Source organism: Bacillus pinisoli, from assembly GCF_023036475.1.
In the GTDB taxonomy this organism is placed as follows: domain Bacteria; phylum Bacillota; class Bacilli; order Bacillales; family SA4; genus Bacillus_BS; species Bacillus_BS pinisoli.
Genome location: NZ_JAJQKI010000017.1, coordinates 39,927 through 66,287, shown reverse-complemented (window position 1 = coordinate 66,287; position 26,361 = coordinate 39,927). Strand labels below are relative to the sequence as shown.

The 26,361-nt window shown below is 37.2% G+C and carries 22 protein-coding genes, 6 tRNA genes and 1 riboswitch; of the genes, 22 read left to right on the top strand and 6 right to left on the bottom strand.

Annotated elements, in window-relative coordinates:
• Positions 1 to 61 precede the first annotated feature (61 nt).
• The 7 genes from LT143_RS18085 (at position 62) to rocF (ending at position 1,883) form a co-directional block, all read left to right on the top strand.
• Positions 62 to 136: transfer RNA gene (locus LT143_RS18085), tRNA-Asn, on the top strand.
• A 1-nt stretch (position 137) separates the two neighbouring features.
• Positions 138 to 214, top strand: a tRNA-Thr gene (locus tag LT143_RS18080).
• Positions 215 to 226: 12 nt separating this feature from the next.
• A tRNA-Glu gene (locus LT143_RS18075) sits at positions 227 to 298 on the top strand.
• A 62-nt stretch (positions 299 to 360) separates the two neighbouring features.
• Positions 361 to 436, top strand: a tRNA-Val gene (locus LT143_RS18070).
• Between the two features lie 65 nt (positions 437 to 501).
• Positions 502 to 576 (top strand) — tRNA-Gln (locus LT143_RS18065).
• Between the two features lie 155 nt (positions 577 to 731).
• Positions 732 to 804: transfer RNA gene (locus tag LT143_RS18060), tRNA-Lys, on the top strand.
• A gap of 173 nt (positions 805 to 977) precedes the next feature.
• Complete coding sequence (rocF, locus tag LT143_RS18055; protein WP_246945423.1) at positions 978 to 1,883, top strand: arginase; 906 nt, start codon at positions 978 to 980, stop codon at positions 1,881 to 1,883.
• Positions 1,884 to 1,918: 35 nt separating this feature from the next.
• On the opposite strand, the gene LT143_RS20815 is transcribed toward rocF, so the two are convergent.
• Positions 1,919 to 2,092 (bottom strand): aspartyl-phosphate phosphatase Spo0E family protein, encoded by a 174-nt coding sequence (locus LT143_RS20815; RefSeq protein ID WP_418909855.1) that lies wholly within the window; start codon positions 2,090 to 2,092, stop codon positions 1,919 to 1,921.
• Between the two features lie 244 nt (positions 2,093 to 2,336).
• Between LT143_RS20815 and sigW the strand changes: the two genes are divergently transcribed.
• The 6 genes from sigW (at position 2,337) to glmS (ending at position 9,402) form a co-directional block, all read left to right on the top strand.
• Positions 2,337 to 2,900 (top strand): RNA polymerase sigma factor SigW, encoded by a 564-nt coding sequence (sigW, locus tag LT143_RS18050; RefSeq protein WP_246945420.1) that lies wholly within the window; start codon positions 2,337 to 2,339, stop codon positions 2,898 to 2,900.
• A 17-nt stretch (positions 2,901 to 2,917) separates the two neighbouring features.
• Positions 2,918 to 3,535: a zf-HC2 domain-containing protein gene (locus LT143_RS18045; RefSeq protein WP_246945415.1), complete on the top strand. Its 618-nt coding sequence runs from the start codon at positions 2,918 to 2,920 to the stop codon at positions 3,533 to 3,535.
• 202 nt (positions 3,536 to 3,737) lie between these two features.
• Positions 3,738 to 4,559, top strand: coding sequence for a diadenylate cyclase CdaA (gene cdaA, locus LT143_RS18040; protein WP_246945413.1), 822 nt, complete (start codon positions 3,738 to 3,740; stop codon positions 4,557 to 4,559).
• Entirely contained in the window at positions 4,552 to 5,784 is a 1,233-nt protein-coding gene (locus LT143_RS18035) for a CdaR family protein (protein WP_246945410.1), read from the top strand. The genes cdaA and LT143_RS18035 overlap by 8 nt, the downstream gene beginning before the upstream one ends.
• Positions 5,785 to 5,811: 27 nt before the next feature.
• Positions 5,812 to 7,158 carry a phosphoglucosamine mutase gene (gene glmM, locus LT143_RS18030; protein WP_246945432.1) on the top strand — a complete coding sequence of 449 codons (1,347 nt, stop codon included), beginning with the start codon at positions 5,812 to 5,814 and terminating at the stop codon, positions 7,156 to 7,158.
• Between the two features lie 438 nt (positions 7,159 to 7,596).
• On the top strand, positions 7,597 to 9,402 hold the full coding sequence (gene glmS / locus LT143_RS18025) for a glutamine--fructose-6-phosphate transaminase (isomerizing) (RefSeq protein WP_246945407.1): 1,806 nt from the start codon (positions 7,597 to 7,599) through the stop codon (positions 9,400 to 9,402).
• Positions 9,403 to 9,720: 318 nt separating this feature from the next.
• Here glmS and LT143_RS18020 read toward each other — a convergent pair whose 3' ends face one another.
• The 4 genes from LT143_RS18020 to treP all read right to left on the bottom strand — a co-directional run bounded on the left by LT143_RS18020 (position 9,721) and on the right by treP (position 14,492).
• Positions 9,721 to 10,218, bottom strand: coding sequence for a PTS sugar transporter subunit IIA (locus LT143_RS18020; RefSeq protein ID WP_246945403.1), 498 nt, complete (start codon positions 10,216 to 10,218; stop codon positions 9,721 to 9,723).
• A 229-nt stretch (positions 10,219 to 10,447) separates the two neighbouring features.
• Positions 10,448 to 11,161: a trehalose operon repressor gene (gene treR / locus LT143_RS18015; RefSeq protein ID WP_246945401.1), complete on the bottom strand. Its 714-nt coding sequence runs from the start codon at positions 11,159 to 11,161 to the stop codon at positions 10,448 to 10,450.
• Between the two features lie 25 nt (positions 11,162 to 11,186).
• Positions 11,187 to 12,866 (bottom strand): alpha,alpha-phosphotrehalase, encoded by a 1,680-nt coding sequence (gene treC / locus LT143_RS18010; RefSeq protein ID WP_246945400.1) that lies wholly within the window; start codon positions 12,864 to 12,866, stop codon positions 11,187 to 11,189.
• Positions 12,867 to 13,055: 189 nt separating this feature from the next.
• Complete coding sequence (gene treP / locus LT143_RS18005) at positions 13,056 to 14,492, bottom strand: PTS system trehalose-specific EIIBC component (RefSeq protein ID WP_246945398.1); 1,437 nt, start codon at positions 14,490 to 14,492, stop codon at positions 13,056 to 13,058.
• A gap of 315 nt (positions 14,493 to 14,807) precedes the next feature.
• Positions 14,808 to 14,914, top strand: a riboswitch (SAM riboswitch).
• An 89-nt stretch (positions 14,915 to 15,003) separates the two neighbouring features.
• On the opposite strand from treP, the gene LT143_RS18000 reads away from it, so the two are divergent.
• From LT143_RS18000 to LT143_RS17990, 3 genes are all read left to right on the top strand, one after another.
• The gene (locus tag LT143_RS18000) at positions 15,004 to 16,119 is read left to right on the top strand and encodes a sugar ABC transporter substrate-binding protein (RefSeq protein WP_246945396.1); all 1,116 of its coding nucleotides are present in this window, start codon (positions 15,004 to 15,006) and stop codon (positions 16,117 to 16,119) included.
• 75 nt (positions 16,120 to 16,194) lie between these two features.
• Positions 16,195 to 17,700 (top strand): sugar ABC transporter ATP-binding protein, encoded by a 1,506-nt coding sequence (locus LT143_RS17995; protein ID WP_246945393.1) that lies wholly within the window; start codon positions 16,195 to 16,197, stop codon positions 17,698 to 17,700.
• A gap of 1 nt (position 17,701) precedes the next feature.
• Positions 17,702 to 18,691: an ABC transporter permease gene (locus LT143_RS17990; protein ID WP_246945391.1), complete on the top strand. Its 990-nt coding sequence runs from the start codon at positions 17,702 to 17,704 to the stop codon at positions 18,689 to 18,691.
• 35 nt (positions 18,692 to 18,726) lie between these two features.
• Here LT143_RS17990 and LT143_RS17985 read toward each other — a convergent pair whose 3' ends face one another.
• The gene (locus LT143_RS17985) at positions 18,727 to 19,722 is read right to left on the bottom strand and encodes an ABC transporter substrate-binding protein (RefSeq protein WP_246945388.1); all 996 of its coding nucleotides are present in this window, start codon (positions 19,720 to 19,722) and stop codon (positions 18,727 to 18,729) included.
• A gap of 181 nt (positions 19,723 to 19,903) precedes the next feature.
• On the opposite strand from LT143_RS17985, the gene LT143_RS17980 reads away from it, so the two are divergent.
• The 6 genes from LT143_RS17980 to LT143_RS17955 all read left to right on the top strand — a co-directional run bounded on the left by LT143_RS17980 (position 19,904) and on the right by LT143_RS17955 (position 26,104).
• Positions 19,904 to 20,902, top strand: a complete 999-nt coding sequence (locus tag LT143_RS17980; RefSeq protein ID WP_246945386.1) for a FecCD family ABC transporter permease — start codon at positions 19,904 to 19,906, stop codon at positions 20,900 to 20,902.
• Entirely contained in the window at positions 20,902 to 21,957 is a 1,056-nt protein-coding gene (locus LT143_RS17975; RefSeq protein ID WP_246945384.1) for a FecCD family ABC transporter permease, read from the top strand. Before LT143_RS17980 ends, LT143_RS17975 begins: the two co-directional genes overlap by 1 nt.
• 137 nt (positions 21,958 to 22,094) lie before the next feature.
• Entirely contained in the window at positions 22,095 to 22,649 is a 555-nt protein-coding gene (locus LT143_RS17970) for an RNA polymerase sigma factor (RefSeq protein ID WP_246945382.1), read from the top strand.
• Positions 22,636 to 23,931, top strand: coding sequence for a DUF4179 domain-containing protein (locus LT143_RS17965; RefSeq protein ID WP_246945380.1), 1,296 nt, complete (start codon positions 22,636 to 22,638; stop codon positions 23,929 to 23,931). Before LT143_RS17970 ends, LT143_RS17965 begins: the two co-directional genes overlap by 14 nt.
• A 171-nt stretch (positions 23,932 to 24,102) precedes the next feature.
• Positions 24,103 to 24,819: a YwmB family TATA-box binding protein gene (locus tag LT143_RS17960; protein ID WP_246945376.1), complete on the top strand. Its 717-nt coding sequence runs from the start codon at positions 24,103 to 24,105 to the stop codon at positions 24,817 to 24,819.
• Between the two features lie 907 nt (positions 24,820 to 25,726).
• The gene (locus tag LT143_RS17955) at positions 25,727 to 26,104 is read left to right on the top strand and encodes a DUF4181 domain-containing protein (RefSeq protein ID WP_246945374.1); all 378 of its coding nucleotides are present in this window, start codon (positions 25,727 to 25,729) and stop codon (positions 26,102 to 26,104) included.
• Positions 26,105 to 26,361: the final 257 nt, after the last annotated feature.

The window sequence follows — 26,361 nt, the reverse complement described above, 5'->3', positions numbered from 1 at the left end:
CGCCAAGCTATAATTTCATATAGCTAAAGGTAGCATATTGAAATTAGTTTTTTTGCATTTTTCCACCATAGCTCAGCGGTAGAGCATTCGGCTGTTAACCGAAGGGTCGTAGGTTCGAATCCTACTGGTGGAGCCATGCTTCCATAGCTCAGTCAGGTAGAGCACTTCCATGGTAAGGAAGAGGTCACCGGTTCGAGCCCGGTTGGAAGCTCCAGCATTCGATTGAGGCCCATTGGTCAAGCGGTTAAGACACCGCCCTTTCACGGCGGTAACACGGGTTCGAATCCCGTATGGGTCATCACCATGGGAGATGTAAAAGTTTGTTGAAAAACACTCTTTTACCTCTCTCTTTCCTTTAATGGAGGATTAGCTCAGCTGGGAGAGCACCTGCCTTACAAGCAGGGGGTCGGCGGTTCGATCCCGTCATCCTCCACCATAGATTTTTCACGTCAGTGAAAATATCTTACCTTAAAAGTTATAAGTAGTATTAAGAGTACATATTGGGCTATAGCCAAGCGGTAAGGCAACGGACTTTGACTCCGTCATGCGTTGGTTCGAATCCAGCTAGCCCAGCCATTTTTTTAACGAGCCATTAGCTCAGTCGGTAGAGCACGATCGAATAAGCTTCATTGAAAAAGCAACAGCGAACCAATCGAGCCGCTGCTTGCTAGACAACTTGAGATTGGGTCGTCTTCGTTAAAGAACAATTAGCTCGAACATCTCTTATATATGAGCCATTAGCTCAGTCGGTAGAGCATCTGACTTTTAATCAGAGGGTCGAAGGTTCGAGTCCTTCATGGCTCACTAGAAAAAGCAAGAATTTAATTCTTGCTTTTTTATTTTGTCTTTTTTCCTATCCTCCTTTTCTCTCCTCCATATAGTAGACACGAATATATATACACAACTTTGTCGAGTTGAGTCATCCAGGTGTTTACAGATAAAATAGAGGTAGTGATATAGATAGGGGGAATAGAAAAATGGAGAGAAAAAGAATATCAATTGTTGGCGTACCGATGGATTTAGGGCAAGCTCGTCGTGGAGTTGATATGGGCCCAAGTGGGATTCGTTATGCAGGTGTAGTAGATCGTCTTGAGGCACTTAACTATGATATAGATGATTTAGGAGATATTCAGATAGGGAGACCTGAACGTTTATCGGATAAAGCGGTTGATAATTTGCGTAATTTGAAAGCGGTCGCAGAAGCAAGTGAAGCGCTTGCAAGTACGGTGGATCAAATCATAACTGAAAATCGATTCCCACTTGTATTAGGGGGAGACCACAGTATCGCAATCGGAACATTAGCGGGTGTAGCAAAACATTATAAAAATCTAGGTGTTATTTGGTATGATGCACATGGAGATTTAAACACAGCCGAAACGTCTCCTTCTGGTAATATTCATGGTATGCCGTTAGCTGCTAGTTTAGGTATTGGTCACCCTACCCTAACGAATATAGGGGGATATTTACCAAAAGTGAAACCAGAGAATATTGTTATTATTGGAGCTCGATCTTTAGATGATGGAGAGAAGGTACTTATTCGTGAAAAAGGTATTAAAGTGTATACCATGCATGAAATTGATAGAATGGGTATGACTGCCGTTATGGAAGAAACGATTAAGTATCTTTCTGAGCGTACGGATGGAGTACATTTATCGCTTGATTTAGATGGACTTGACCCTCATGATGCACCTGGAGTTGGAACTCCGGTTATTGGAGGAATTAGCTACCGTGAAAGTCATCTCGCGATGGAAATGCTAGAAGAAGCAAAACTGATCACTTCAGCTGAATTTGTGGAAGTCAATCCGATACTTGATGATAAAAATAAAACAGCTTCTGTAGCAGTTGCTTTAATGGGTTCTCTATTCGGTGAAAAATTAAAATAAATTTTAGAAAATAGCTTATAAAAAAACAGTAAACATTAACGTTTACTGTTTTTTGTATTTTTATAGATTTCATAATTATTCAAGATTATATCAAGGGATTCACTTGCTTTTATAACCTCTGGTGAAGATAGACTCGAACGAGAAGCTAAAATAAGGAGTTCCTTACGAGACTTTTCGATGTCATTTATAAAAGTTGTTTCAGTTGTCATGCCCATCGACCCTTTCTTGAAAATTAGTATACTTCTTATTCTATAGCCAAATTTTTCAAATTTTAAACGCTTCTTACTCGATTTTTTGTTAAAATATAATAGGTGATCGCATTTAAGGGATATGGCCCTTACATAAAAACTGTTAAAGCAATACTATTTTTTATAAAGCCTAGAAAAAACATGAAACCTTTTTAGGTATGATACGTAAACAATAAAAGCCGCAAATAAGCGCGGGGGTAAATACATGGAGACACTTATAAAAAATCGAATAAGACAAGTGAAAAATGGGGATCAGAATGCGTTTAGTGAGATTGTAGAGATTTATAAGGATAAGGTATATCAACTTTGTTACCGTATGATAGGAAATAGTCATGAGGCGGAGGATTTAGCGCAGGAGGCTTTTATAAGAGCGTATATCAATATTGAAAGCTATCATATTGATAAAAAGTTTTCTACATGGCTCTATCGCATTGCAACGAACCTATCGATTGATAGAATTCGAAAAAAGAAACCAGATTTCTTCCTTGATGCAGAAGTAACTGGTACGGATGGACTGACCCTCTATTCTCAATTGGCTGCAGATGTTGATACGCCTGAAGAGGAAGTAGAGAGCCTTGAGCTTCAACAAACCGTTCAAGCGGCTATCTTAAAACTTCCAGATAAGTATAGGGCTGTTATTGTATTAAAGTATATTGAAGAACTCTCCTTAAAAGAGATTAGTGATATCTTGGGACTGCCCGTAAGTACAATCAAGACTCGAATGCATAGGGGAAGAGAAGCATTAAGAAAACATTTAAAAGAAGTGTGATGAGGTGAGAAATTGGTATGAAATGTGACTCTAAATATATAGACTACATGCATGATTATTTGGACGAGGATTTAAAGAAGGAACATGAGATGGAGTTACGTGATCATCTCATGCGCTGTAAAGAGTGCCAACAGCACTTTCATGAACTGAAGAAGACTTTGGCACTTGTTCAGAGTGCTTCACATATGCAAGCACCAACTAATTTTACTGAAAGAGTAATGGCAAGTCTTCCGCAAGAGAAAAAAGTAGTAAAAGTGAAGAGATGGTTTAAGGTTCACCCTCTCCTAACCGCTGCCGCTGTATTTTTTATATTAATGCTGGGAAGTGTTGTCACAACTTGGAATGGAGAGCAAGATCTCGTTGTTTCAAAACATCCTGACTTGCGAATTGAAGAGAATACTGTCATTGTACCTGAGGGGACTATAATAGATGGCGATATTCTTGTAAAGAATGGAGATCTAAAGATAGAAGGAGAAATTAGAGGGAATGTTACAGTTATAAACGGTAATCAGTATCTGGCCTCTGCAGGGAACGTAACGGGGGAAATAGAAGAAATTGATCAGATGTTTGAATATATATGGCATCACATAAAAAAAGGATTTAAGGGTATAACAAACATTTTTAGTGCATCTTAATCTATATAAGCCATCAATTACTGATGGCTCTTCTTCTGTTTTGAACTAATTATGGTATAATAAATCTGGAAAATATTAAAGGTTGTTTTCGTCTAGTTTGTTGCTCTTCTATTCAAGTAAAGTAAGTCAAGAAGCAACAAAGGTTTGGAGAAGAGCCATAATATAAAAGGGGATTTTAAATAACTACGAAGGAAGTGTAAGAATGTCACTAGGAGAATTCCCAATCCTACATTACTTAGGTAACATCATAGACATTCTCCTTGTCTGGTATGTCATATACAAGCTTATTATGGTAATAAGAGGCACAAAAGCAGTTCAACTCTTAAAAGGGATTACCGTGATTATTGTAGTCCGGGTCCTTAGTAGCTTTTTTGGCCTACATACACTACAATGGCTGATGGACCAAGCCATCACTTGGGGATTTTTAGCGATCATTATCATTTTTCAGCCAGAGCTTAGACGTGCATTAGAACAACTTGGACGTGGAAAAATTTTCACCAGAAGTTCAATTGATGAAGAGGAAGAGCAAAGTCAGCAGGTGGAAGCCATTATTAAGGCTACCTTTTACATGGCAAAACGCCGAATTGGGGCTCTACTCTCCATTGAACGGGAAACAGGCATGGGGGATTACATAGAAACAGGAATACCGTTAAACGCAAAGATTACATCCGAGCTTTTAATCAATATCTTTATACCAAATACACCATTACATGACGGTGCGGTTATTATTCAAAAACAACAAGTAGCGGCGGCAGCCTGTTACTTGCCTCTTTCGGAAAGTCCTTTTATTTCGAAGGAACTAGGGACAAGACATCGTGCTGCACTTGGAATTAGTGAAGTAACAGACAGTATTACAATTATCGTCTCTGAAGAAACTGGTAGCGTATCGTTAACGAAGAATGGAGAATTACATCGTGATATTTCACAAGAGACAATGAAAGAGATGCTAACGAGAGAAATTTTGTCTCCGGCGAAGGCCAATTCATCACCTCGATGGACGTGGAGGGTGAAGAAAAATGGATAAATTCATGAATAATCACTGGATTATGAGGATTATTGCCTTATTATTAGCACTAATGTTGTATACCTCTGTAAATATTGAGACACAAACACAGCAAACCGATCCATTTTCGTTCCCGGTGACAACGACTGAAACGGAAACACTCACAGAAATTCCACTTGAAGCTTATTATGATAGTGACAAATATGTAGTAACTGGTTTGCCACAACAGGTATCGGTTACGTTAGAAGGCCCACGAAGTGCCGTTCAGCCAATTAAGTTACAACGTTCTCTAGAGGTTTTTGTTAATCTAGAGAACCTTGAACTGGGAACTCATCAAGTTCAAGTTCAATATGGAGATGTAAGTGATACGGTAAAAGTATCAATAAACCCTACATTTGTCACAGTAACAATTCATGAGAAAGTAGAGAGAGAATTTTCTGTGGAAGTAGACTATATACATGAGTTAGAAGAGGGCTTTACGTTAAGTGAACCAATCGTTAGCCCTAAGAATGTAAAAGTAATTGGAGCTAAAGATCAGGTTGATCGAATAGCGCTTGTAAAAGCAATTGTAGACTTAGAAGGTGCTAATGAAAAGATTAAAAAAGAAGCTGCCGTTGCTGTGTATGATAGTGAAGGTAATCGTCTATCTGTTGTAGTTGAACCAGAGGTGGTAAATGTAGAAGTGAATGTATTGAGCCCAAGTAAAGTGGTTCCAATCACATTCATTCCAAAAGGCACTATAGAAGATGGTTACAGTATAATTGGATTAGAACCCCCTGCAAATGAGCTCACCATTTTCGGACCAAAGAACATCATTGATCAGGTTAAAGGGATTGATAATATTGAGGTAGACGTAGAGGGGATCTCAGGAAATACAACCGTCAATGTCCCTATACCTCTTCCAGAAGGTGTTATTGATGTCGATCCTAAGACCATTCCTGTCTTAGTAAAGGTAGAGCGGAATGAAATAAGGACATTGTCAAATATTCCAATCAAGGTGATTGGATTAGCGACATCATTAAAGGCTGATTTCATTTCACCTGAAGAAGGTAGGCTTTCTATTGAACTAATTGGAGCACCATCTATATTAAATGAGATTGATGAAACAGACCTTGATATTTATATTGATGTCAGTAACCTTGGTAGTGGTCAACATGATGTGAACATATTAGTAAATGGACCAGAAAATATTAAATGGAATCTTTCTACCAATAAAGCAACTGTAGATATAACAAATAATCAATGAGGATAGTCCATGAAGGAGCGAATATATATGGGTAAATATTTTGGTACTGACGGAGTACGAGGAATAGCAAACAGTGAGTTAACACCTGAACTAGCGTTTAAAGTAGGGCGCTTTGGTGGATATGTATTAACGAAGGATAAGGAGCGTCCAAAGGTACTAATTGGAAGAGACACTCGAATTTCTGGACATATGTTAGAAGGTGCTTTAGTAGCAGGATTACTTTCTATTGGAGCAGAAGTCATGCGTTTAGGTGTTATTTCAACTCCTGGTGTTGCATTTTTAACAAAGGCACTTGGTGCTCAAGCTGGTGTAATGATATCTGCTTCCCATAACCCAGTTCAAGATAATGGAATTAAGTTTTTTGGAGCAGATGGATTTAAACTTTCCGATGAGCAAGAGAGCGAGATTGAAGCTTTACTTGACCAGGAAGAAGATACTCTGCCTAGACCAACAGGTGCCAATTTAGGTCAAGTTAATGATTACTTTGAGGGTGGTCAGAAGTATCTACAATTTCTTAAGCAGTCCGTTGATGCTGACTTCTCAGGACTTCATGTTGCACTAGACTGTGCTCATGGTGCAACTTCATCATTAGCAATGCATTTGTTCGCTGATCTAGATGCTGATATATCGACAATCGGAAACTCTCCGAACGGGTTAAATATCAATGATGGAGTGGGCTCAACTCATCCTGAAAAATTAGCTAGCTTAGTCGTAGAAAAAGGTGCAGATGTTGGTCTTGCTTTTGATGGTGACGGAGATCGTCTGATTGCGGTTGATGAAAAAGGTCAGATTGTAGACGGAGATCAAATCATGTTCATTTGTGCTAAGTATATGAAGGCACAAGGAAAATTAAAACATCAAACTGTAGTTTCTACCGTAATGAGTAATCTTGGCTTTTATAAGGGAGTAGAAGAAGAGGAAATTAAGAGTGTTCAAACCGCTGTTGGCGATCGATATGTAGTAGAAGAAATGAAAAAGAACGGCTATAACCTTGGTGGAGAACAATCAGGTCATATCATTTTCTTGGACTATAATACAACAGGAGACGGAATGTTATCTGCCATCCAACTAGTAAATATTATGAAGATGACTAAGAAGTCACTGTCACAACTTGCAAGTGAGATGGTGAAGTTTCCTCAAATCTTAGTAAACGTAAAAGTAAAAGACAAATATAAGGTCATGGAAAATGAAGAGATTGTGAATACAATTAAAGAAGTAGAAGAAGGTATGAATGGTAATGGACGTATACTAGTTCGCCCTTCTGGAACAGAATCGCTAGTTCGTGTAATGGCAGAGGCACCAACAGAAGAAGAATGCCGTCAAATTGTTGATAAAATTGCTGCCGTTGTCACAAAAGAAATGGGAATTGAATAATATAAAGACATAAACCAAAAATATGCATGAGCGGATGTTTCCCTCATGCGTATTTTCTGTTTGAATGCACGATGTCAGATAAACAGGACCTATAGTAAAAAAATGGATTATTGTTGACGTTGGTGCTGTTTCTGTGTATGATTATTTTTGTAACTTTTGATTCAGAATATAGAAAGGTGGATTGTAAGGTTGTAAATATGTTAAAAGCGCCTGAACTAAGCTTATGAGAGAAGGTTTAGTTGACGAGGAGGAGGGTTATCGAAGTTTCGGCGGATACCTCCCGGCTGCTGTCACAGCCGAGAATCCTTACGTAAAACAGAGAGGTGACTTTCTGAACAAGTGTTAGGGTTTGACATTTAAAAACATTAAAATAAAATTTATTTATAAACAAGGGGCATGGGGCCCCACTTCCATGCCCCTCTAGGGAGGAAGTACAATATGTGCGGAATAGTAGGATATATCGGTAACCAGGATTCAAAAGAGATTTTATTACGAGGACTTGAAAAACTAGAATATCGTGGCTATGATTCAGCAGGAATTGCAGTCATTAATGAAGATGGTGTTCATGTTTTTAAGGAAAAAGGTCGTATTGCAACACTACGTGAAGCAGTAAACCAAGATGTAGCGGCACCTGTTGGAATTGGTCATACTCGCTGGGCAACACATGGTGTACCAAGTCGAGTAAATGCTCACCCTCATCAAAGTGGAACAGAGCGTTTTACACTTGTTCATAATGGTGTTATTGAAAATTATAACCACCTAAAGCGTGATTTCTTGGAAGGAGTTACGTTCAAGAGTGAGACTGATACTGAGGTTGTCGTTCAGTTAATAGAGCAATTTGTAAACAACGGAAAAAGCGTTGAAGATGCTTTTAGAGAGACGTTAAAGCTTCTAAAAGGTTCATATGCGATTGCTTTATTAGATAATCAAAATCAAGATACTATTTATGTTGCAAAGAATAAGAGTCCATTACTTGTTGGTTTAGGAGAAGATTTTAACGTTGTAGCAAGTGATGCTATGGCTATGCTTCAAGTAACGAACCAATATGTAGAATTAATGGATAAAGAGACTGTTATTGTTACTCGTGAATCGGTTACGATTAAGACCCTAGAGGGACATGTAGTTGAACGTGCACCTTACACTGCAGAATTAGATGCAAGTGATATCGAAAAAGGAACGTACCCTCACTACATGTTAAAAGAAATTGATGAGCAGCCAGCTGTACTTCGTAAAATTATCGGTAATTACCGAAATGAGGACGGAGAATTAACAGTAGATGCTGATATCCGTCAGGCAATGGTAGAAGCAGATCGTGTTTATATTATTGCAGCAGGTACTAGTTATCATGCAGGATTATTAGGTAAGCAGTATATTGAAAAAATTGCTCAAATACCTGTTGAAGTTCATATTTCAAGTGAATTCTCGTACAATATGCCACTACTATCAAGTAAGCCATTATTTATCTTTATTTCTCAAAGTGGTGAGACAGCAGATAGTCGTGCCGTATTAGTACAAATTAAGGAAATGGGTCATAAAGCATTAACCATTACAAATGTTCAAGGATCTACTCTTTCTCGTGAGGCAGATTACACGTTACTTTTACATGCAGGTCCTGAAATTGCAGTTGCTTCTACAAAAGCCTATACAGCTCAAGTAGCTGTTCTATCCATCTTAGCTCGTGATACAGCAAGAGCTAAAGGAATTGAGCTAGACTTCGACTTAAGTAAAGAGCTAGGTATCGTAGCAAGTGCAATGGAAACTCTATGTGATGATAAAGAAGAAATGGAAAAAATCGCACGTGAATATCTATCTACAACACGTAACTGTTTCTTCATCGGTCGTGGCATTGACTATTATGTAGGAATGGAAGGAGCTCTAAAGCTAAAAGAGATCTCTTACATTCAAGCAGAAGGGTTCGCAGGTGGAGAATTAAAGCATGGTACAATTGCGTTAATTGAAGATGGAACTCCGATCATTGCTCTAGCAACGCAAGAAGTAGTGAACCTTGGAATTCGTGGAAATGTAAAAGAGGTAGTTGCTCGTGGAGCTAACCCTTGTATCATCTCAATGAAAGGCTTAGATGAATCAGATGATCGTTATGTGATTCCGGCGGAAGTCAATGAGTTGTTTACACCATTATTATCAGTAATCCCAGTCCAACTAATTTCTTACTATGCAGCTCTTCATAGAGACTGTGATGTTGATAAGCCAAGAAATCTAGCTAAGAGCGTAACGGTAGAGTAAATAGGTAAATAAATAATACATGTAAGGGATAGAGTATAAATATGCTCTATCCCTTTGTTATTAACTAATGAACCACTACAGAGGAATGCTTGTATTACGCAGTAGACTTTTATCACTATACTCTTGAAAAAAACTTTATAAGAGACGATTACGTTAAAAAAGCTTAAATCCGATCTTTTAAGTTATTTCCCGGGAATAGGATATTTACATGGAGAAAAGTATGGTTTAGAGACAATTATTATAAGAAATTACTATAAAACAAAAACCATAAAGATGAATGATCTCTATGGTTTATACAACTTGTTTGAAGCGATGAAGTTATTTAGTTGTGATAGTAAGTATTTCTGATTCTTCTGGGGTTACTTGTGTTCCTATATGTTTTTCGAGGTTATCAACCTTATCATCGGAATTTGTAATAATAATAGGCGTGATGGTACTCGCTGCCTTTTCCTTAATAAAGTCTAAATCAAACCTAATTAGCTGTTCGCCACGTTTTACTTTATCTCCAGCTTGAACAAAACTTTCAAAACCTTCTCCGTTTAAGTTTACTGTTTCTAGCCCGATATGAATCAATAATTCTAAACCAGAATTGGTTTTCAGACCGATTGCATGTTTCGTTGGAAAAACTGACACGACTTCAGCATCAACTGGAGAAACAAGAAGACCTTCAGTTGGTTCGATAGCTACCCCTTCACCCATCATTTTCTGAGAGAAAACAGGGTCAGGGACTTCCGTAATATCAACAACTTTACCTTTAAGCGGTGCATATATATGGTCGATCTTATCTTTCTTTTTTCCAAATAGACTTTTTAACATCATACATCTCCTTTTTCTATTAGTATGGCTATTTTCGTATAGATTGTTGTTTTCGTAAAAATCCCAAAAGCCGGATTTTTACTTACTAGTTTAGTGTTATCTGCTTTTCATCATGACAGCTCCTCTTTTCTAAACGATAAATACGGCATTTATCGTTAAAAGTGAGCTTAGCTTCAGATAAAAAAGATTAGAAAGCAACAAAGTTTTAGAAAAGAGCCATAAGTATTGATTAGTGATTTCTTCTGGCAAAATCAACGAATCTAAATTTGTCGGGCCTATGTCTGGATTCTGTATATTGAATAAGAGTCGCATCATCTAAGTATACAAAGTTTTTTATGACGACGATGTTTGTGAAGCCCTCAAGATCAAGTAATTCTCTATCTTCATTTGTAGGTTCTTCGACTACAATTTCTTTTTTCGCAAAACTAATGGTTAAGTTTAAATGCTTTTCTAGATATTCAAAAATTGAATCTGTACATATTTCGACTGTAAGATCAGGAACATAATCTGCAATAAGAAAGTCCTTATCTAGGATTACTTTGATACCATCAATTTCTCTTGTTCTTACTACTTTCCAAACAGAACTCATTCTCTGTATATTAAGTTGTTGTTTAATATACTGGCTTGGTTTAATTAAAGATAATTCGTTTACAATGGTATTTACTTTATGATCCATCTTATTTGCTAACTCTTTAAAACTAACTAGACCAGATATAGGGAAATCATATTTGTTTACATCAATGACAATGGAACCTTTTCCTCTAACCTTTTGAATATACCCATTTTGAGAAAGGAGATTCAAGGCCTTTCGTATCGTTTCCCTTGATGTCTCATAGAGCTCTGTCATTTCATGTTCAGAAGGAAGAAGCGTATTCGGGGCAAGCTCCCCTGTTTTAATTTTCTTTGATAATTCATTGTAAATCGCTAAGTATTTGTTTTTCATTACGTAAAATCTTCCCCAATAATCATTATTTCAGGTGATATACGATGGATTCATACGGTCTTAGGTTGATTTGCTTTATATCAGCTGATGAGTTTTTATAATTTGATAGTAGTATTTCACTGGAAAACTCGTCAACCTTTAGAGTTTTAGGTAAGTCAAAAGTGGTTTCTTCACCGTAGAAATTATTAATAACAAGAAGCTTCTCTTTTTCTGTACTTCTTATATAAGCAAATATTTGATCATGATCATCCAATATTAACTCAAAATTCCCATCCGTAATAATGTCATATTCTTTTCTAAGTTTAATGAGTTGTTGATAATGGTAATAGATTGAATCTTTATCAGTTATGGCATTTTCTGCATTAATTTCTTTATAGTTAGAAGCTGTGTTAATCCAGGGAGTTCCTGTTGTAAAGCCTGCATGTGTGTCGCTATTCCATTGAACCGGTGTTCTCGAATTATCTCTCGATTTTTGTTTAAGAATGTCTACTATTTCTTTCTCAGACATACCTTCACTTTTCTTTATGTTAAAAATATTTAATGATTCTACATCTCTATATTCTTCTATTGTTTCAAACTTTGGATCTGTCATACCAAACTCTTCACCTTGATAAATGTAAGGAGTACCTTGCATCATATGGATGGTAGTGGCTAGCATTTTTGCTGATTCATTGTGGTATTCTTGGTCGTTCCCAAACCTTGAAACAACTCGTGGTTGATCATGGTTACACCAAAAAAGTGCATTCCAACCGTTACCTTTGTTCATTTCAACCTGCCAGGTAGATAGAATGTTTTTTAATTGATGGAAATCAAAATCAGCTTTCGTCCATTTATCACCATTTGGATAGTCCACTTTTAGATGATGAAAATTAAATGTCATACTTAACTCTTTACTTTCAGGGTTGGTGTATTGAATACAATTTTCTATCGTAGTCGATGACATTTCACCAACAGTCATGATATCGTACTTGGAAAAGACCTCTTGATTTACTTCCTTTAAAAACTCATGAATTCGTGGGCCGTCTGTATAAAACTTTCTTCCATCACCTGGTGGGATAGACCCATCATCATTAGGAAAGTCTTGGTCCTTAGAGATTAAGTTGATGACATCTAGTCGGAACCCGTCTACCCCTTTTTTTAACCAGAAGTCCATCATATCGTATAATTCTTTACGTAGAGCTTCATTTTCCCAATTTAGATCAGCTTGAGTGACATCAAATAGGTGTAAATAGTACTGTCCTGTTGTTTCATCATACTGCCAAGCAGACCCACCAAATTTGGAAATCCAGTTTGTAGGTGGTTCTCCGTTTTCTCCATCTTTCCAAATATAAAAGTCACGGTACTTGTTTTCTTTTGAGGACATAGCTTCATGGAACCATTTATGCTCTGTCGATGTATGATTAATCACAATGTCCATAATAATTTTCAATCCACGTTGATGGGCCTCATCTAATAGGCGGTCAAAGTCTTCCATTGTTCCATAGGGCTCATAAATACTGTAATAATCACTAATATCATAACCATTATCCCTTTGTGGGGAATCATAGATTGGAGTTAACCAGAGGACATCCACACCTAATTCTTTAAGGTAGTCTAATTTTTCAATAATTCCTTGAAGATCCCCTACGCCATTTCCTGTTGTATCGTTAAAACTTTTAGGATAGATTTGATAAACTACTGACTTTTTCCACCAAGGTTGAGTCAATTTTAATACCCTCCTGTTGTCATTTTAGGCTGTTTCTCGTTAGCTTGTAAGTTACATAAAAACTACAAGACGCCTGCTGTTATCATCAAATATAAGACATAGGACAGGTATGAAATGTCTCTGTATATTGACAATAAGCGAATGGCGCCTCGAGCAATTACTTTTCGTATAGATTGTTGCTTAAATTAATTATTTACCGATTCGGTTGTAAGCATTGATCCCCATTTTTGTTTTTGCTAGTGCAAATGTTAGTAGAATTGGTACCACAATAGCGACAAGCATTGCAATAGTGAATGAAATCATATCGGCCACTTGAATGGAGAGGATACCAGGGATCCCACCTACACCAATTGAGTTAGCCATAACACCAGTTCCTACAGAGATGATCGCTGCAATGGAAGAACCAATCATGGCTGCTAGGAATGGGAATACATATTTTAAGTTAATTCCGAACATGGCAGGCTCTGTTACACCTAAATAACATGAGATAGCAGCTGGAACAGAAACTTGCTTTTCCTTTTCGTTTTTACGATTTAAGATAATCATCGCAACAACAGCTGAACCTTGAGCAATATTTGATAATGCAATCATCGGCCAAAGGTTCGTCCCATTGAACTCACTCATTAGTTGTAAATCAATGGCATTTGTCATGTGGTGAAGTCCAGTAATAACTAGTGGTGCATATGCAAAACCAAATACAGCTGCAAATAACCAGCCAAGGGTAGAAGTTAAACCTGCATACACAACGCCTGAAATCCACGAACCAATTGTCCAACCAACCGGTCCTAATACAACATGTGCAATTAAAACGGCAGGTATTAAAGCGAAAAATGGTACGAATATCATAGAAATAACATTTGGAATGACTTTACGTAAGCCTAATTCTAAATAAGCTAAGACGAAACCTGCAAGAATGGCAGGAATCACTTGTGCTTGATACCCAATCATTTCAACTTGGGCAAAACCGAAGTCCCACACCGGAATATCTGCCCCTCCTGCAACACCGTAAGCATTAAGTAACTGTGGAGAAACTAGAGTAATACCTAGAACAATACCAAGGATTTGAGTAGTACCCATTTTTCTAGAAATAGCCCATGTAATACCAACAGGAAGGAAATGGAATATAGCTTCTCCAATTAACCATAGAAATGCATGTGTACCTGCCCAGAACTGAGAAAGCTCAACAAGCGTCTTAGTACCATCATCCATCATTTTAATCTCACCAATTAGGTTTCTAAACCCTAAGATCAAACCTCCAACAACTAGTGCAGGAATTAATGGTGTAAAGATATCAGCAAGGTGAGCAATCATACGTTGTATGAAGTTCATATTTTGCTTTGCTGCTTCTTTTGCTTCATCCTTTGAAGCCGTATCACCTACACCTGCAATTTTAGTGAATTCATTATAGAAACTTGCTACTTCATTACCGACGATAACTTGGAATTGACCGGCTTGTGTAAAAGTACCTTTAACAAGGTCAATTTGCTCCACACTCTTAACATCTGCCTTGTTTGGATCCTTTAGAACGAATCGCATTCTCGTCGCACAGTGTGTAACAACAGAAATATTGTCACTACCTCCAACGTGCTCAAGCAATTGCTTTGCTGAGTCTGTGAATTTACTCATATAACTTATCCCCCTAATCTATTTTCAAAAGTCTTTGGCAACGCTGTTGTAACTTGTATATACAAGTAATGATTGCGGTTTCATTCTAACTTGTATATACAAGATTGTCAAACAAAATAAACTTTAACTCTAGATATACTATTTGTAAATGATTCCAATAACATACCGATTAAAATGAGATTTTTTCCTTAGTAGATAACAGTAAGTTTTATTGTTGAGCTTCTCTAAATTTAAATATTAGTATTGACTTTACTAGACTAAAAGAGTAAAGTTTATCTAAACATTCATCCGATCATTAATTAAAATTTAAAAGTTCTCTTATCAAGAGTGGCAGAGGGACTGGCCCTATGACGCCCGGCAACCGTTCCATGAGGAATTGGTGCTAAATCCTGCAGAATCGTATGTGTTCTGACAGATAAGAGAGGTATATTCTATTTAACTGTAGAAGCCTCTCTTTTGGAGAGGCTTTTTCTTTTTAATAATATTGGAATATTATTAGGAGGTTAATAGAATGAGAAAAACACTAAAAGGTCTAGTTGTGACCGCACTATCAGCAACACTTCTTTTAACAGGTTGCGTATCAGGTGGAGGTTCAGCCGAACCTACTAACTCAAATGAGAAGGTAACATTTGAAAATGTACCTGAGCGTTTTGCCGAGGGACAAGGAGCCAAAATTAAAGTAATCCGCAAAATTGGTGGAGATGATCATACTGCTCAATTTTTAGCAGGAGCAAAAGAAGAAGGGGAAGCACTTGGATTTCAAGTAGATGTCTTAACAGCTAACGGTGATACAGCGAAATTCCATGATGCCATTGCCCAAACGATAGAAGAAGATTATGACGGAGTTGTCTTATCGCATGGTGATGATGCAGCGACTGTAAAACAAGTACAAAAACTTCGCGATGCTGGTATTGAAGTAGTTACATTTGATTCAAATGGTGATGTAGCGAATATAGGTGGTGTAACGTTAACCTCTCAAGATGATGAAGCATTAGCAACATTAGCATTAGATCAACTTGTTAAAGATTTTAACGGTGAGGCAAATATTGTGTACCTATGGGTAGACGGTTTCCCTCCAATGGTTAGACGTAATAATGTCTATACAGCTACTCTTGACGCAAATCCTGGCATTCAGGAACTGGAGCGCTTTGGTGTAGCGGCAGCAGATACTTCGGTTCAAACGCAAAATGCGGTAGCTGCTATGCTGACCAAGTATCCTAAAGGCGAAATTGATGCAATCTTCGCAACATGGGATGCTTTCGCCATTGGAGCTGCTCGTGCATTGAAAGAAGCGGGAAGAGAAGAAGTTAAGATTTATGGAATTGATGTTTCGAATGCAGACCTTCAAGAAATTCAAACAGAAGGAAATCCTTGGAAATACACAGCAGCTGTAGATCCGAAGTTAATCGGAGCAGTCAATGTGAGATTACTAGCTAAGAAACTAGCGGGAGAAGAAACTCCGCAAACATACAATCTAGAAGCCTCACTAATATCTCAAGAACAGTTATTAGAAGCTTCTGAGCCTGTAAACATGGTAAACCTTTCTGATGTAGTAGAGGGCTGGGGACAATCAACAGCTTTTGAAGAAGATTGGATGAAAGTATTAAAGGAACATTATAGTAAATAACCAAAGCTTTTGAAACACTCTCTAATCTCTACTTAGAGGGTGTTTCCTTTACTAGGGAGAAAGGAGGAAGCTAGAATGGGGGAAAACTTGTTACAAATGACCGGAATTTCAATTGAGTTTCCTGGTGTGAAGGCACTAGACCAGGTCGACTTTTCAACAGAAGCAGGACGAGTACAGGCGTTGATTGGAGCGAATGGTGCAGGAAAGTCTACCTTAATGAAAGTACTTTCAGGAGCTTATTCTCACTATACGGGTGAAATTAAAATTGATGGTAAACAAGTTGTGATTCGGTCACCAAAGGATGCAAAAGATGTAGGCATTCAAATCGTGTATCAGGAAGTAGATACAGCACTAATTCCAAGCCTATCTGTAGGTGAAAACATTCTTATGAATGATACGATACATTCAAATGACAGCAACTTATTTATAAATTGGAAAAAACTTCATCAAAAGGCTTCTAGTCTTATAAACAGCATGAATTTGAAGATACCGTCCAAAAAATTAGTAAGTGAACTAACATTAGCAGAGAAACAAATGGTCCTCATCGCAAGAGCGATCTCAACAGATTGTAAGTTTTTAATATTAGATGAACCTACTGCACCATTAAGTCATTCAGAAACAAAAGAGCTATTTCGAATTGTCTCGGAGCTAAAGGATAAGGGTGTAGGCATTATTTTTATTTCACATCGTCTCCCTGAGATATTTCAGATTTGTGATGACATTACGGTCATGAGAAATGGTCAACATGTTTCACGATGTAAGGTAACAGAGACGTCCCAGCATAAGGTTGTTGAGCAAATGTTAGGGAAGTCATTAGAAGATCAGTTTCCTTCCTATGAAATCCAGGTTGGAGAAACACTTTTTTTAGTTGAAAATCTATCTGACTATGAAAAAGTTAAGGATATTGACTTAGAAATTAAATCAGGTGAGATTGTAGGTGTAGCAGGTCTTGTTGGAGCAGGAAAAACGGAACTATGCAATGCCTTATTTGGTCATTCTAAAATTTCTACTGGGAAGATTACGTTAAAAGGAAAGCAACTTCGCTTATCCAACCCATATGCTGCTGTCCAAGCGGGTATTGCGTTAGTTCCCGAAGAGAGAAGGAAACAGGGGATTTTTGTAAACGAAGATGTGACAACGAACTTATCCGTTTCCAATCTTTCTGCATTCACAAAGCTTTTTAGCTTTATTGATCGGAAAAAGGAATCTAATGCTTCCTTACAGATGATTCGTAATTTAGGAGTAAAAACTCCCTCAGAGCATACTCTGGTTCAGCATTTATCTGGTGGTAATCAACAGAAGATTGCCATTGGTAAATGGCTTGTAGCTGACGCAGATGTGTATATTTTTGATGAACCAACAAAAGGTGTCGATGTTGGGGCTAAAAAGGATATTTTTAATCTAATGGTTAACCTAGCAGAGCGAGGAAAAGCCATTATTTATGCGACATCTGAGCTGTCCGAGATTATGGGAATTACGAGTCGAATGTATGTCATGTATGACGGTAAGATCGTAAAGGAATTAAAAACAAATAACACAACTGAAGAAGAAATATTATACTATTCAGCAGGAGGAAAGTAAGATGAGTTCACCGAGTGCCTCCAAAGCCAATACATTTGAGCTTTTTCATTTTCTATACAAATACGGAACGATTTTAACAATCGTTATTTTGATTATTGTTTTCTCTTTGGCGAATCCAGCATTTATTCAGTCCAATAACATCATAAATATATTTAGATCTATATCTATCGTTACAATCATCGCTATTGGTATCACCATTTCATTATCTGTAAGCGGATTTGACTTGTCCGTTGGATCCGTTGCATCTTTATCCAATGCCGTTGTGATCTCGATGTTTGTATGGTTCTCACAAAATACTCTTGTTGCGATTTTGTCTGCTATAGCGGCAGCCTTATTAGTAGGAGCGTTTAATTCTCTTCTTATCGTAAAAGTAAAAATCCCTGATATGCTGTTAACATTGGCAACCATGTTTGTCATTCAAGGGGTTGCGCTGACTTATACAAAGGGTGCAACCATCTCTCAAAATATGGTTATGCCTGATGGTACGTTTGCAGAGGGGACTATTAGTCCACTTTTTAGCAAGATTGGACAGGTACCTTGGATTATTATCATTATGCTCCTGATTGTCATTCTGGTTCATATCTTCCTAACCTATACGAAGCATGGAAGATATATGTATATGATTGGTGGGAATAAAGAAGCAGCTAGACTTTCTGGTATTGCTGTCAATAAATATATTATAGTTGCTTACTTATTATCTGCTCTATTTGCAGCGATTGGAGGAATTATCCTAGCGTCAAGAGTGATGACTGCAGAAATCAATGCAGGTGGCCCGTACTTAATGGATTCTGTAGCAGCAGCATTTATTGGCTTTTCTGTGTTAGGAGCTGGTAAGCCAAATGCAATTGGAACTTTTGTAGGTGCGGTTCTTATTGGAATTCTGCAAAACGGACTTGTGATGATGTCTGTACCTTATTATTCTATGGATATTGTAAAGGGTGCTGTTTTGGCTTTTGCATTGGGATTAACCTACTATAAGATGAAGCATTAATAAGAAAAATCCAGGGATAGATCCCTGGATTTTTCTTATTGCTCTAAAAAGTATTTTTCTAAATCATCGATTAGTAGATTTGCTGCTATAACTCCTCCAGCTGTGTTCCAAATGGTATCATCCACTTTATAAACTTTCCCTGCTTTTGACACCTCTAGATTTTTAAACAGTGGATCATTAATCCAATCCTCTTCATTCTTTGTAGCTGCACCGTCTCCTGGCTCATATGTAAAGTAGAATAAGATATCACCCTCCATTGCTGGAATTCTTTCTTTTGTAGCTTTTTCCATGAAGTCATCTACATTTTGTGATTCTGGTCGTTTAAATCCAATTTGCTCTAAGATTACTCCTGAAAATGAATCTTTGTGATAAATACGAGCATGATCTGCCATAAAACGGACGATGGACACTTCCATGTTAAGTTTATCACCAGCTTGCTCTGCAAAATTTGAAAGGCGTGTATCATACTCAGATAGGACCTTTTGTCCTTCTTCCACTTTATTTACAGCTTTTGCATATAGTTCAAAGTTTTCTTTCCAGTTACCACGTAGTGTTTCGGCAAAGACAGTTGGAGCAATGGCACTTAGTTGTTCATATACCGCTTCTTGACGCATTTTGTTACCAATAATTAAATCTGGTTCAAGTGCTAAAATAGCTTCTACGTTCACTTCACTCTCAAGTCCAACAGGCTCTACACCCTCCATTTGATCCTTAATGTGAGGATACCAAGGATCACCAGTCCAAGAGTTTACAGCTCCTACAGGAGTAATTCCCATTGAAAGTAATGCTTCTGTTCCTTCATTTGTTAAGATAACTACACGTTTAGGGTCAGCTGGCACTTCAGTTGTGCCCATGGCATGTTCAACTGTAATAGTTGAGGCTACTTCTTCCGCATTTTCCGTCGTTTCATTATCAGTTTGTGTAGATACAGCGCCCTCGTTGTTAGCTGATCCACAACCAGCCATAATGACCACAAAAGTTAAAAACAGACTTAATAATAGAAAAAATGATTTATTGTTTTTTGAAAACATAAGAATCCTCCTGTATAAATGATAATGGTTTTCAATCACAATTATGATGTTATAATTTGTAAGAAGTAATGTCAATAGTTTAATTGAAAATGATTTTCAACATCATTGACAGCCTATTCGTTCTAAAATAGACTATATTTGTAAGATAAGGAGATTTCGTATAAAAAACTAGGAGTTTAATATGTTATTAAAATCAAATACTACTCGAACAATTGGGCTAATTATTGGATTGATTGGCTTTCTCTTCTCTATATGTGCCAGTATACTTTTGGGGTATACAGATACCACATGGAAAATGGCTATTGAAGCATATACAAACTTTAATGGTAGTAACGAACATCTAATTATCCAAACGACAAGAGTACCAAGGGCTTTTATTGCGGCTGCAGTAGGAGGAAGCCTTGCCATTGCAGGCGCAATTATGCAGGCAATGACAAAAAATCCACTTGCATCTCCTGGAATATTAGGGGTAAATGCAGGTGCGAGTTTTTTTGTTGTAATAACCGTTACGTTTTTATCAACTGCGTCAATAAGCCAATTAACATGGAGTTCATTCCTAGGTGCGGCTGTGGCAGCCTTAACCGTATACTTCTTAGGGTCTTTAGGAAGAGAAGGATTAACACCAATGAAGTTAACATTAGCTGGTGCCGCTATGGCAGCCTTTTTTTCTTCTTTTACGCAGGGGTTACTTGTTGTGAATGAAAAAGCTCTTGAAGAAGTTTTGTTTTGGTTAGCCGGTTCTATACAGGGGAGAAAGTTAGAATTATTATTCTCTGTCTTACCTTACCTACTCATAGCATGGATTGGTTCGCTATTATTGGCAAATCAGATTAATCTGTTATCAATGGGTGAAGATGTAGCAAAAGGTCTAGGACAACGAACTTTAATGGTTAAACTAATGGCTTTAGTCATTGTTGTTTTGTTAGCGGGAAGTGCTGTTTCTATAGCGGGACCTATAGGATTCATTGGCATTGTTATTCCACATTTAGCTAGAGCACTAGTAGGAATAGATCACAGGTGGATTATTCCCTATTGCTTTATTTTAGGTGGAATATTACTGATGTTAGCAGATATTGGAGCTCGCTATGTCATTATGCCAGAAGAAGTACCAGTAGGAGTGATGACAGCAGTAGTAGGAACACCGTTTTTTATATACATTGCCCGTAGGAGGATGACATGATGAAAAAATATCAGTCAATAAGACTTCCTAAGGGAGTTGCATCCGTCCTCATAGATAAAAGATCAATGTTGATTACTTTTACACTACTTTTAGTTTTACTAGCTCTTATGATCTTGAGTACAGGAATGGGTGATATGAAACTTTCACCAACCCAGGTCATTAATGCTTTACTTGGCAAAGGTACAAAAATAGAAACTTTGGTTGTCACTTCCTTTCGATTACCAAGGATTCTCATCGCCCTATTAGTCGGAGTCTCACTCGCAGTGGCGGGAGCTATTTTACAAGGACTTATTAGGAATCCACTAGCTTCTCCCGATATTATAGGATTAACGGGAGGCGCATCCGTAGCGGTGGTTTTATTCCTAGCAGTCTATTCAGATACTAGTAATTCATTAACCATTAGCATCAAATGGTTGCCAGTTGGAGCATTTCTAGGTGCAACCATTACGGCTCTTTTAGTCTATACACTTTCATGGAAAAATGGCGTTTCCCCTATGAGACTAGTACTAATTGGAATCGGTATTTCTTCTTTGGCTCAAGCCATTACCACACTACTAATGGTTATGGGGCCCATTTATCAAGCTAGCCAGGCAAATATTTGGTTGACTGGAACGGTTTATGGTTCCACATGGGAAAACGTACAGATCCTCATGCCTTGGTCCATGTTACTAATAATGGCTGCTCTTATTTTTGCTAGGAGACTAAATGTTTCAGAGCTTGGAGATGCAGTCGCTGCAAGTGTAGGAACGAACGTGCAATCTAATCGATTTCTATTACTGCTTATTGCAACCGGACTGACTGGAGGAGCAGTGGCTTTTGGAGGAGCGATTGGATTTGTCGGTTTAATGTCTCCACATATTTCTCGTAAACTGGTAGGTTCAGCTTTTGGTGCACTAATACCGGTATCAGCATTAGTGGGGGCAATCTTAGTAATAGTTGCAGATTTGATCGGTAGAACTTTATTTGCCCCTATTGAGGTTCCAGCAGGTGTCTTCACCGCAGCTATTGGTGCTCCATATTTTATTTATCTTTTATACAAAAGCCGTAATAAATAAGCATAAGTTTTAAAAAGGTGCGTCACTCTCATTAGAAGAACGTACCTTTTTTATTGGATACTAAAAAGTTATAAAAAACTTAATATAAAGTGAACTTTTCTTAACCCCAAACACTCTTACAAGAGAAAGGTGATGGCATGGATATTATTCAGAAGGTTAAAGAGGCAAAACAAGGAGATAAAGAAGCTCTGCTTCAGCTAGTAATGGCTCAGAAGGATGAATATTATAGATTGGCATACTCGTATATGGGAAGTAAACATGATGCACTAGATGTGTTAGAAGAGATGATCGTCATCGTCTATGAAAAGGTGCATCAACTGAAGAAACCAGAGTCTTTCTATAGTTGGAGTAAAACCATATTAGTTAATCGGTGTAAAGATCTAGTAAAAAAGCAGAAGAAGGTAGTGCTGATTAAAGAATGGCGTGATCAAATGGAAGAAAGCAATGCCAACCAGCAGTCCATACCTGACCCTTATCAAAGTAAGGAACAGGAGATAGATATCCATGCCTTATTAGAAAGTATAAATATAGATCAAGCTGAGGCCATAAAACTAAAATATTTTCATGATTTAGATTACAAATCAATTTCCAAAATGACGAATGTATCGGTCGGAACCGTTAAATCCAGAATCTTCCATGGGTTGAGGAAGATGAAGCATTTATATGGAGGTGATTTACGTGAAAAAAGTTGAACAACAACTTCATGAGGCAAAAAATAAGTTCAATGACATTGAAGCACCACCAGAATTAGAAAATAGATTAAAGCAAGCACTTGAAACAAGAATACAGGAACCAAGTGGCAGAAAGGTGTCATCTGTATGGTTATCTCTAACTGCCGCGATCCTGTTAATAATATTTGCAGGTTATCATTACAATGCTCTCGCTTTCTACGGAAAGAAAATTCTTGGATTTGATCAACTTATTGATGGCACATTAAAGGAGTTAAATGAGGAAGGTAGAGGGCAAATTATCGAGGAATCGTTTTCGTTACATGATGGGACGGTACTAACGATCAATGGATTAATGATGGATGTGAATCGGATGATCATGTATTATACTTTGACTAATCCTAATGGGATTGAAAAAGCTTATAGCGATTATTTTCAGCCTGACCGGTTAACTGGTTTCTTAACGAATGCCCATTATGAAGGGGGACAAGGAATTAGAAACGATGATGGTACAGAGCTTAAAGGTACGATGGAGTTTGAAGCACCAAGCCCTTTTTCCAAATCATTAACGCTCTATTATTGGGAGTATTTACAACATGGCCAGATGCAAGAACAAAAAATCTCTATACCTTATGACCCAAATAAAGCGATGAAGGAAGAGGTTGTTCAGACTATCCGCAAAACGGTCAAGGTAGACCGGGGAGAGATTCGCTTTGATTCTATTGTGGCTTCTCCGACGGTAACGGTTATCTCTGGAAAGCTAGATGTTGAGGGTTTTGATAGAATTTCACTTGGCCTTCAAGGAATAGAGTTAAGAGCTAATAATGAACCAGTACAACAATTGGGAGCGGGTATAAGTAGCTCTATATTTGGCGGACGTGAATTTGAGATTGATTTTGATGCTCTTCCAGATAACTTGGATAAACTTGAGCTTTATATAAAAGAATTTATTGGGTATGAGAAGATCAATCAATCTATCTCATTAAAAAAAGTTAAAGGTACTCCTATCAATATTGGAGGAGAGGAATTAGTAATCAAAGAGGTTCTTGTAAAAGAGGGCATAGTAGAAGTGAAAATAGCCACGAACAATCAAGTACTGTTAGATGACGTTTTTATTCAAACTGCAACAGGAAAGGTGGAGCTTACCACGACAACCGGACACCAAGAAAAATCAGATATAACTGGGAAATTAGCCTATGAGAGAATCTTATTATTCGATACGGCGGAAGATCCTGAAGAGTTATTAATTGGTGGGATTTATTATAGTAAACGTTATGAGGAAATCATTACAATTCCATTGAATTAGATAATGAGTGATAGAAAAGTCTTGTTAGCGAAGCTGACAGGACTTTTAATCTTTTTATAGAATGCATATTTATTCTAGTAATGAAGTGACAGTACTTAATAGAATATTAATTTATTAAATTAGTATACTCTCTCTGGTTTTTGTCAATGATGTAACCAGAGGTGAGGTAAATTGAAATTATTAACAATAGTAGTAAGTATTTTAACATTCTTACAATTAGTCCCACAAACAAACATGCAGTCACCACTACTTGAAATGGTACAAGTGGCTGATGATCAAAATATATCCATTACGAGCTGGAAAATTTATGTACAAGATACAGTGTCTTATGCTTATTCCAAGAAAGAAGCGGACCAACAGGTAAAACAATTAATAGAAAGTGCAAAAGCATATACCTTTCAAGAGGATGAGTCGACAAGTAGTGAATATAGTAAGTTAGTAGGCTACAAAGATACAAGTTCTCCCACTCTTAAAGAAAGTGCAGTGATTACCATTTATGAAGAAGAAGATAAGTTTAGAATTTCACGTACTTATGAGGTGCTAGGAAGTAAGTGGAGTGAAAATCTATGGAAGTATGTGTCTTCCACCTATAAGGAAGAACTAAAGAATAGCGAGAAAGTTTTTTATTCACTCTATGGGACAAAGGCGCTTGATCAAAATTTGGAACAAGTAGCGACAGATCTTATGACGGAATTCAATGCTGAGACAGTGGAAGAGATGAAAGAGGAACAATTTATCTCTTTATCCGCCTACCGTGATGACTGGAAGGTGAAACTCCCGACAAAAGGGGGAAAAGCTTTTAATTTGCAGGTAGGGGTAAGACTAGACTCAGAAAAGAAGATAGCAGATATTGCGATGGGCACCCCTATTATCACGTCGGGATATTAAAAGGAAGTAATGGACTACCTTAACTATGTTAAAACGCTATAAGGAAGGACCTTGGTAAGAATCTTCCATCTATGATCTAGATCAATATTGCTTAGCGTTTGATGGAACGACGTAAATAAGATAGTGCATGAGGCCGGGACATAAGTATCCAGCCAATTATAAACCTAAACTATTAGGTGATTTTAAATGAATCCTTTACTTCATAGTGGACGGCATACTAATTAGCAGACCAAATCGCAAATGATTTGGTCTGTTTTTTTCCCTTATATATCATGGTTCATTGGTTATAAATACTAAGATTCGCATACTCAATCGCAACTCAAACAACATAGTAACAACAGTTGTCACCGTGCTAATTACGATGTTAATTAGTATGTCATTAGCTAAGATGATTTTAAAGATTCATCAGTTAATTGTAATTTAATGTTAAAATAAAGAGAGAGCTTGTGAAGTTTTACACTTAAACTAATCTTTCCTTATCTACAGTACCTGCAATAAAATGTTGATCTGTAGCACCTTTTATCTTTATGTACATGTAGTCAAAGATAAGTGATTAAGGACTTGACTTGGAGCCTCTGTGGGCATGATTAGTCTTGAAAGGCTGAAGCAGGTGTTTCAATAGGCAAGCCAGCCTATCATACCCACCCCTCCAAGTAAAGTCCTATCGTTGCATACTTTAAAAACTATAAAAACTTACTGTAGATATTGCTTCCACAAAGATAGAAAACTAGCACTTTTACTTTCTTTACTTACGTTGAATACGGTGGATTTTCATACTGTAGATAAGGGAAGTTTAGTTTAATAAGTGGCTTAGTTTGATTTCATTAATTGGAATTATTAGAAAAATGATAATGGAGATGTGGTAAAATATAGCTAAATAAACGCCTTAGTATAGGGGTGAGGAAATATGGAACCAAATGTATTGTTCTTTTTAATTATTGTTCTAATCCTGGCTTTTGTTGCTGAAAGGGTCTTAAGAAATAAATTAAATATTAAGAAGAGAGAAGGAGAATTTCTATATAAACATACAAATAGAATTCATTTTTGGGGCGAAGGATTTATTGTTTTTTTATCATTAATTATCTTATTTCTAATAGCGTTTATATTGGATAATGTTATGTTACAACCATATTACTTCCTCGCATGTGCGATAGTTATTCAGGTATTCCGTTCTATTATGGAATGGAAATATAGAAAAGAGTCGAAGCAGTATATTATAAGTATTGTAACCTCTTTTATGTTCATGGTTATGTTCATTGGAGTTGAAGTGATTTCACAAATGTAGTTCAATGTTTTGTCTTAGATCGTTTTATTCATCATGTTTAATGTGCGCGTTGATCCAGGAAGCGGTTGACGCTCTTTTTATATAAACTATTAAACTAAAGGAGAAGATTACTTTAAGAAGAGCATAACGTAATTAATATAATGGGGTGATAAGGATAGCTTTTAATATTATCTTCTTCCTTATGATACTTATTGAAATCTTTGTCTTATATTGGATCAACAAAAAATATACATCAATGTTTCCAGAAGACAAGCACC

Bases quoted from the DNA above. Each gene is read 5' to 3' on its own strand.
- treP (WP_246945398.1), bottom strand. From the start codon at position 14,492: ATGAGTAAATTCACAGACTCAGCAAAGCAATTGCTTGAGCACGTTGGA.
- glmS (WP_246945407.1), top strand. From the start codon at position 7,597: ATGTGCGGAATAGTAGGATATATCGGTAACCAGGATTCAAAAGAGATT.
- LT143_RS17990 (WP_246945391.1), top strand. From the start codon at position 17,702: ATGAGTTCACCGAGTGCCTCCAAAGCCAATACATTTGAGCTTTTTCAT.
- sigW (WP_246945420.1), top strand. From the start codon at position 2,337: ATGGAGACACTTATAAAAAATCGAATAAGACAAGTGAAAAATGGGGAT.
- LT143_RS18035 (WP_246945410.1), top strand. From the start codon at position 4,552: ATGGATAAATTCATGAATAATCACTGGATTATGAGGATTATTGCCTTA.
- LT143_RS18000 (WP_246945396.1), top strand. From the start codon at position 15,004: ATGAGAAAAACACTAAAAGGTCTAGTTGTGACCGCACTATCAGCAACA.
- treR (WP_246945401.1), bottom strand. From the start codon at position 11,161: ATGAAAAACAAATACTTAGCGATTTACAATGAATTATCAAAGAAAATT.
- LT143_RS17980 (WP_246945386.1), top strand. From the start codon at position 19,904: ATGTTATTAAAATCAAATACTACTCGAACAATTGGGCTAATTATTGGA.
- LT143_RS20815 (WP_418909855.1), bottom strand. From the start codon at position 2,092: ATGACAACTGAAACAACTTTTATAAATGACATCGAAAAGTCTCGTAAG.
- rocF (WP_246945423.1), top strand. From the start codon at position 978: ATGGAGAGAAAAAGAATATCAATTGTTGGCGTACCGATGGATTTAGGG.
- LT143_RS17995 (WP_246945393.1), top strand. From the start codon at position 16,195: ATGGGGGAAAACTTGTTACAAATGACCGGAATTTCAATTGAGTTTCCT.
- cdaA (WP_246945413.1), top strand. From the start codon at position 3,738: ATGTCACTAGGAGAATTCCCAATCCTACATTACTTAGGTAACATCATA.
- LT143_RS17975 (WP_246945384.1), top strand. From the start codon at position 20,902: ATGAAAAAATATCAGTCAATAAGACTTCCTAAGGGAGTTGCATCCGTC.
- LT143_RS18020 (WP_246945403.1), bottom strand. From the start codon at position 10,218: ATGTTAAAAAGTCTATTTGGAAAAAAGAAAGATAAGATCGACCATATA.
- LT143_RS17970 (WP_246945382.1), top strand. From the start codon at position 22,095: ATGGATATTATTCAGAAGGTTAAAGAGGCAAAACAAGGAGATAAAGAA.
- LT143_RS17955 (WP_246945374.1), top strand. From the start codon at position 25,727: ATGGAACCAAATGTATTGTTCTTTTTAATTATTGTTCTAATCCTGGCT.
- glmM (WP_246945432.1), top strand. From the start codon at position 5,812: ATGGGTAAATATTTTGGTACTGACGGAGTACGAGGAATAGCAAACAGT.
- LT143_RS18045 (WP_246945415.1), top strand. From the start codon at position 2,918: ATGAAATGTGACTCTAAATATATAGACTACATGCATGATTATTTGGAC.
- LT143_RS17985 (WP_246945388.1), bottom strand. From the start codon at position 19,722: ATGTTTTCAAAAAACAATAAATCATTTTTTCTATTATTAAGTCTGTTT.